Annotated in this window: 2 protein-coding genes; both read left to right on the top strand. The window is 40.8% G+C overall.

Features of this window, described 5'->3' with window-relative positions; all coding sequences use genetic code 11:
• Nucleotides 1-1,377, top strand: a 1,377-nt coding sequence (locus tag A6733_RS09050; protein ID WP_176696788.1) for a hypothetical protein, incomplete at its 5' end; no start/stop codon positions are given.
• Between the two features lie 192 nt (nt 1,378-1,569).
• Nucleotides 1,570-3,452: hypothetical protein (locus A6733_RS07170; RefSeq protein ID WP_242641607.1), on the top strand; the 1,883-nt coding region annotated here is incomplete at its 3' end.

The raw sequence follows: 3,452 nt of genomic DNA, 5'->3' as shown, positions 1-3,452 counted from the left end.
GGTTTTGTACACAGATGCCTTCGTGAGTATCATGCTAAGCACAGACCTGGTTTTATACGTTCTCTTTCTGACATTAAAGTGTTATCTAATTCCTCTGGCAGTGATGTGGAGATGTTAAGTGGAGATGGGTTGCTGAGTTTTTTATCGAAACTAGATTCTGCTGTTCGTGGTATGGTGGAGCGTATTTTTAACTCTAATTGGGATACGGTAGTTGGTAAGGTTTTTAGTGCTCTAGAAGAAGGGTCCTCGGATGATGTTAGTTGTGAAGATTTTAAAGATGTCCTCGACATTGCTGGTGTTCCCTTAATGGCATCGTCTTCGGTGACGTATTTAAGAAAAAAATCTTCGAAAACAAATAGTAGTGTTTCTACTCAAGCTGATACAGAAATTATTTGTGTTGATGTTGAGGAGGTATCGCCCATTCAATGTGTTGATTTGCTGGGCCTTAAGTTTCATTCCGGTAGTGCTGAAATAATTTTCAAGCTCTTTTCTGGTGTCCGTGAATCTGCAAGGATGTCTTATTCTAGTTCTATACTAAACCACCTCTTGACGACTATTAATAGCGAACTTTCGTTGATTGGGCGAGCCATTTGGTGCGAAACTTACAGGGAATTGCATCTGTATAGTTTTATATCAAGGTTTCTTTGTATCTACCACTGCAAGTATCGTCCTGGTTTTATACGTGCACTTCCTAGTATTAGAGTATTGTCAAGTTCCTCTGATTGTAAGTTAGTTCCATTGAGTGGAGGTAGTTTATTAGGTTTTTTATCGAAACTAGATTTTGCTCTTCTTGATGAAGCGAAGTCTGTATTTAAATCTCAGTGGGATAAATTAGCTGGCAAAGTTTTTGTAGAAGGTGGATCATTGAGTGATGTTAGTTGTGGAGATTTTGTTAATGTCCTCGATGTTGCTGGTGTTCCTGCTGTGGCATTTTCATATTTCCAAAGAAGCAAGGTAGCTAAAAGAAAGATATCAGAAAATAGTAGTAAAGTTACAAGTGAAGATACTGCTTCAGAAGGTGGCAATACGGGTCCTGTAGGTTCTTCTTCAGGTTTGCAGCTTCAGTCTGAATTGTCGTCTCTGCCTGAACCTGATTTATTACTTGAAGGTGGACATTCGTTGCCTAATGTTGTTGATTATGTTGCTGCGACAAGTGTTTCTGGCGAGTCTTTTTTGACTCCTAGTGATGATCTATTAGCTTCAACTGATGATGGTACTGTTTCTAATTTGGGAGTTTTAGAGGGGGGTGAATTACTTGCACCCTCATTCTCGCCTGAACTTATACCTGAATCTTTGCTTTCACCTTCGCTTGAGTTGGAGCAAGTTCTGATGCCTCCTCCTCTCCTACAGCGCCATTGGCTAGAGAAGTTAGACTGACAGCGGTTGGTGCTGTTTATGTGTTGTGAGCTTTAGGGGATGGGTTACCTTCGTCTCTGATTCTTCTTTTTTGTGTCTTTTGCATGCTCAGATGTAGGTCGTACTTTTTACCCGCATTCGTTTAGATTTTCATAGACAGTTTTTTGTTTTTTTCCACATGAGGTTCCTGCTCCGGCTTCGGATGTTGCTGCTGTGCGTAAGGGCGTGGGTGCTAGGGGTAGTGCTGCTTCAGCCCTTACTGCCGGTTCTGCTGTTTTTGATTCGCTGGGAGTTAGGTTACATCCTGATAGTGCTCGGGTAGTTGATGTTCTCTTTTTTGAATTTGATTTAATAGCTAAAGGTATTTTAGAGATTGTTATAAGCAAACAGTTTCCATCAAGCACTAATGACAAACTTAATGTGACCGAACGGACCATTTGGTATAGTACTTATAGGGCATTGTGTGAGGCTGATTTTGTGCACAGATGCCTTCGTAAGTATCATGCTAACCTCAGACCTGCTTTTATACGTCTTCTTCCTGGAATCAGGGTATTGTCTGATTCTGGTAGTGATTTGGAGACATTAGCTGGTGGTATGTTGATGAGTTTTTTATCCAAGCTAGATTCTGCTATCCGTGGTATTACTGATGGTATTTTTAACTCTCGTTGGGATGAAGCAGTTGGTAAGGTTTTTGGTGCTTTAGAAAAGGGGGCTTTGGATGGTGTCAGTTGTAAAGATTTTATCTATGTTCTTCACATTGCTGGTGCTCCATCAGTTGCATCGTCCTCATTATCTCATTTAAGAAAACAATCTTCGAGAATACGCAAAAGTAGTAAAGGTGTTAATAGGTGTGCGGCATCGGGAGAAGGGCCTTCTGGTGTACCAATTACGGAGGAAAGACCCACGAGCAGCAGTAGCGTTTCTACTCCTACTTCTGCTCATGCTGAGACAGGAATTATTTGTACTACTGTTGGTGAGGCAGAGCACGTTCAATGTGTTGATTTGTTGGGCGTTAAGTTACATTCTGGTAGTGCTGGGATGGTTTATAAGCTCTTTTCTGATTTTCATGAATCTGCAAAAAAGTCTTATTCGAACTCTATACTTAACTACCTCCTAATGATAGTGGATGGCGAACTTCCATTGCTTGGGCGGGCTATTTGGTGTTTAACTTATAGGGAGTTGCATCTGTATAGTTTTATGTCTAAGTGTCTTAGTATCTATTACTACAAGTGCCGCCCCGATTTTATAAATTCACTCCCTAGTATTAGGGTATTATCAAATTCCTCTTCCTCTGATTGTGAGCTAGTTCCATTAAGTGGAGGTAGTTTATCGGGTTTTTTATCGAAGCTAGATTGTGCTATTCGTGATGAAGTGAATTCTACGTTTGACTTATGGTGGAGTGGGGAAGTCGTTAGAGTTTTTTCTAAACTAGAGGATGGATCATTGAGTAATGTTTGTTGTGAAGATTTTGTTAATGTCCTCAATGTTGCTGGTATTCCTGTAGTGGCACTTTCATACTATCGAGTACGTACGGTAGGTAAAAGGAAGATGCTAGAAAATAGTGATGAATTTATGGGTGAAGGTACGACTTCAGAAGATGGAACCACAGGTACTGTAAGTTCTTCTTCCAGTTCGCAACTTAAGTTTGAATTGTCACCTCAACCTGAGTCTGAATTATTACCTCAACCTGGGCCTGGATTATCATCTGAGCCTGAGTTATTATCTGAAGCTGTTGGGTCTTCTTTTTCTCCTATTGAGTCTATTGCTGCGTCAGTCGTTCCTAACGAATCTTCTTCGAATATTGGTGATGTTGTTCTACTAGTATCGACTGCTGAAGCTATTGTTCCTGATTTGGTTGTTTTAGGTAGTGAGTTGTCTGTACCTTCACCTATACAGCTTGAGCCTGGGTTATCACCTCAACCTGAGCCTGAGTCATTGTATGGAGCTATTGGATCTCCTTTGTCTGTACCTTCACCCGTATCTTTATCTGAGCCTGCACCTCTATTCTTACCTTCATCTGAGTCGAGATCAGTTTCTGATATTTCCTCTGCTTCCCTGTCTACTGAGGAAGTTGGATTTAGATCGGCTACTATTGT

It is taken from the genome of Candidatus Ichthyocystis sparus, from assembly GCF_900078745.1.
In the GTDB taxonomy this organism is placed as follows: domain Bacteria; phylum Pseudomonadota; class Gammaproteobacteria; order Burkholderiales; family 2013Ark19i; genus Ichthyocystis; species Ichthyocystis sparus.
This window is presented reverse-complemented; position numbering and strand designations above follow the sequence as displayed.